Origin of the sequence: Kitasatospora sp. NPDC047058 (genome assembly GCF_040643935.1) — a bacterium.
Taxonomy (GTDB): domain Bacteria; phylum Actinomycetota; class Actinomycetes; order Streptomycetales; family Streptomycetaceae; genus Kitasatospora.
The window spans coordinates 1-3,407 of record NZ_JBEYVJ010000590.1 but is presented as its reverse complement, the minus strand read 5'-3'; the positions used below and the strand labels follow the sequence as shown (position 1 = coordinate 3,407).

Sequence of the window (3,407 nt, the reverse complement as noted above, 5' to 3'; positions counted from 1 at the left end):
ACCGGCAGGCACCTCGACGCCGAAAGCTACTGGCGGGGGCTCGTCCCCTCTGTCGAGGCGGGGGAAGAGCGCGGCGGTGGCCTGTTCCCTGACAGTCACGCCGCCGGTGGCGACCAGCTGGAACGCTTCCACCCTCCGGTCCTGCTCCAGAGGCGTCTTCCAGCCGTCGTTGAGGAAGGCACGCAGGTCGCCCACGGAGCCTTTCAGCGCCGTGGTCGCGGCCTCCCGCACACCTGCACCGCCGAGGCTGAACATCTGGAACGCCGCGACCCGGTCGTCGTGGTACTCCGCAAGGTCCCGGCCGACCTCCAGGAAGCGCTTGACATCCTCGTCCGAACCGGTCAACGCGGCCTCCGCGGCCGCCTTCACGCCGGTCCCGCCATTCGTCCACAGATTGAGGACGAGGTCGCGGTCCGTGACGACGGGTGGGTTGTACACGGGGGCCGGCCCGGCTGCGAAAGCAGGTGCCGGACCGAGCAGGCCCGCGGCGAGGGCCACCGGCAGCAGGACGGCACACGCTCCGCGCAATCCCGCTATTCGGCTTCCCGGGTGCCGTTTCCGCTCGGGGGCTTCCGGCGCTCCCGGGGAGCGCAAGAGGTTGATCACAATGCATTCCTCTCATCTGGGGCATACGTGAGTACGTGTGCGGAATCCCTGGCAGCCGAGAGCGACGCTCAACGGCATAACGGGCAGAAGCGCCACGGACTCCGGTCACGGATGACGAATCGCCACCGCCCGTCGGGGAGTCGTTCTTGTGCAGTTCAACAAGATCCCTCCGAACGACGGTTGCTGATATCTTACGCATCGTCAGCCCACGTCCCATCGTGAACTAGGCATCGGATCACAAGATCTGATGCCAGCTCAAGAATGAAGGAACCTGCTTTGTCCATATCCCGCTCCCGGAAGACCCTTCTGGCCTGCGCCGCCGGTGCCCTGACGGCAAGCCTCGGATTCGCGTCCCTCTCAGCGGCACAGGCCGCCCCCGGTGCAGCCTCGGAGGAGGCCGCCATGCCCGCCGCCGTCGAGGACTTCCAGCACCCCGGCGCCGACCGTCTCCGCACGCAGCGGCAGATCGTTCTGAAGCAGGGAGACGGACACATCTGGCTCAAGGAAGGGCCGGGAAACACCGTGCCGACCGACTGCCAGGCGTCGAACGAGATCTTCATCGAGTCCCGCCTCGACAAGCGCGGTTACTGCTTCACCGTCTCCGGCACGACCGGCTACCTCGCCATGGAACTGCCGGACGTCTACGGCATCTGGACCGTGGACCGCTCCGTCAGCGCCAAGCTCGTCGCAGGCGGCCAGACGGCGCAGGTGGACGTCGGGCCCAAGTCGACCGAACCCGTCGGTGAGAGCCTGCCCGGCGGGAAGCGTTCCGTCCTCGTCGAACTGCGCGTCACCGGCTGATCCACACTCCCTCAGACCGACAGGACCCACAAGTGCTTCGCAAGACCTCACCCCGCGCCTGGCGGGCATGCGTGCTGGGGGCGGCTGCCGCCGCCGGCGCACTCGCCTTCTTCTCCTCCGCCCCGGCCGGCGCCGTCGCCGGCGACACCGTCCCGAACGGCACCTACACGTTCACCACCAAGCTCGACATCGGCGGTGGCCAGCGCTCGTGCACAGGCGCGCTGGTCGACCCCTACTGGGTGCTGGCCGCGAGCAGTTGCTTCGCCGACGATCCGGCCCAGCCGCTGGCCCTGGCGGCAGGCGCGCCCAAGCTCAAGACCGTTGCCACGGTCGGACGTACCGACCTGAACAGCACCTCCGGGTTCCTCACCGAGGTGACCGAGCTGGTGCCGCGAGCCGACCGCGACCTGGTACTGGCCAAGCTCGCCAAGCCCGCCCAGGGCATTCCGACCGTCGGCATCGGGGGCGCACCGGTCGTCGGCGAGACCCTGACCGCCACCGGCTACGGCCGGACCAAGGACGAGTGGGCGCCGTACGCACTGCACAGCGGCTCGTTCACCGTGCAGTCCACGACCGACACCACCATCGCGGTGACCGGAAAGACGGCCGGCAAGGACACGATCTGCAAGGGTGACGCCGGCGGCCCGGCGCTGAGGGCCGTGTCCGGCGGCGGCGTCGAACTGGCCGCAGTCAACAGCCGCTCGTGGCAGGGCGGTTGCTTCGGCACGACCGAGACCCGGACCGGCGCGGTGGAGACCCGGGTCGACGATCTGGCCGGCTGGCTGTTCGACACCCGGCTGCACACCGCCTCGGTGAAGAACAGCCTGAGCGGCCTGTGCGCCTACGTCCCGTGGCAGACCCCCGAGTGGGGCGCGCCGGTGCTCCAGGTCGGCTGCGACAGGCAGTACGCCGACCAGACCTGGAACCTCCAGAAGACCGCGACCGGCAACTACCAGATCCGCAACCTCAACTCCGACAAGTGCATGCTGGTCTCCTGGCGGACCCCGGACAACGGCGGCCCGGTGGTCCAGGCCGACTGCGACGCCCAGTTCCCGGACCAGGTCTGGAAGCTGGAGAAGGTCGACACCGGCTACCAGATCCGCAACACCTACTCCAACAAGTGCCTGGTGGCGTGGTCCGGCGACACCGCCCCGGGGTCGAAGCTGACCCAGTACGACTGCATTCCCCAGTACGCGGACCAGGTCTGGACGCTCTGACGCCACACCAATCACCCGCGTCGGCGGCCGGCCGCCGACGCGGGCTTCCTCACTGTGGAGATCGGAGCCACGGCTGCCCGTCCCTACTGCCTTTCGTTGGAACGCTCCTCGGAGCCGCCCGGGCATCTGACGGGGACTGCGCTCACCCCACGTCGGGCGTACCGGCCGGAGGAAGGGCGGTGAGCGAGTCCTCGGCAAAGTGGGCGGCGTTGGTGAGCGCTTCCTCGTAGTCGGGACGGGGGAAGACGAACGGGCCGAGGGCGAGGTCACCCCAGGCCGGTCGGTGGGGCTGGCGGAACGCCGACCAGGTGACGGTCTCAGCGGTGGCGGTGATGCGGGTGTACAGGGGCCAGCACTCCCAAATGCCGCAGGGGCAGCCCAGCACCACGGTTGCACCCGTCGGCGTGTGCCTGAGCTCCGGTGCGGCCTCGCCGAGAAAGTGGGACACGGGGTCGCGAAGGTCGGACCCCGTCAGCCCGGCATACTGGTTGAGCAGGAAGTGTTCCGTGTCCTCCGGCGTCCTCTCGTCGTGGCTCTGCTCCTGCCGCCACAGGGCCCGGGTGGCATCCGCGGCATGAACGCGAAGGTCTGCGCCGTCGACACGGATGCCCCACAGAAAGGCGGACGTGTAGGTGAAGAACTCGATGCTCTGCATCGGGCCATCCTGGCGAACCGCTCCTGCAAGTCCGCACCCCGGGCGGGGACACGGGGCGGCGCCACCCCCCCCCCCGCGGGGGGGGGGGGCCCCCCGCGCGATGAGCAAAGAGGCGTGGTGGGGGAGGA

Annotated in this window: 4 protein-coding genes; 2 read left to right on the top strand and 2 right to left on the bottom strand. The window is 69.3% G+C overall.

Annotation, left to right across the window (positions count from 1 at the left end):
* A partial coding sequence (locus ABZ885_RS37905) for an ALF repeat-containing protein (RefSeq protein ID WP_360199249.1) occupies positions 1-606 on the bottom strand: 606 nt, incomplete at its 3' end.
* Positions 607-1,008: 402 nt separating this feature from the next.
* On the opposite strand from ABZ885_RS37905, the gene ABZ885_RS37900 reads away from it, so the two are divergent.
* Both ABZ885_RS37900 and ABZ885_RS37895 read left to right on the top strand, forming a co-directional pair.
* Complete coding sequence (locus ABZ885_RS37900) at positions 1,009-1,407, top strand: hypothetical protein (protein WP_360199247.1); 399 nt, start codon at positions 1,009-1,011, stop codon at positions 1,405-1,407.
* 32 nt (positions 1,408-1,439) lie between these two features.
* A complete protein-coding gene (locus ABZ885_RS37895) occupies positions 1,440-2,624 on the top strand; it encodes a trypsin-like serine protease (RefSeq protein ID WP_360199245.1) in 1,185 nt (394 codons plus the stop codon).
* Between the two features lie 142 nt (positions 2,625-2,766).
* Here ABZ885_RS37895 and ABZ885_RS37890 read toward each other — a convergent pair whose 3' ends face one another.
* The gene (locus ABZ885_RS37890; RefSeq protein ID WP_360199243.1) at positions 2,767-3,279 is read right to left on the bottom strand and encodes a hypothetical protein; all 513 of its coding nucleotides are present in this window, start codon (positions 3,277-3,279) and stop codon (positions 2,767-2,769) included.
* Positions 3,280-3,407 lie beyond the last annotated feature (128 nt).

Bases quoted from the DNA above. Each gene is read 5' to 3' on its own strand.
- ABZ885_RS37900 (WP_360199247.1), top strand. From the start codon at position 1,009: ATGCCCGCCGCCGTCGAGGACTTCCAGCACCCCGGCGCCGACCGTCTC.
- ABZ885_RS37890 (WP_360199243.1), bottom strand. From the start codon at position 3,279: ATGCAGAGCATCGAGTTCTTCACCTACACGTCCGCCTTTCTGTGGGGC.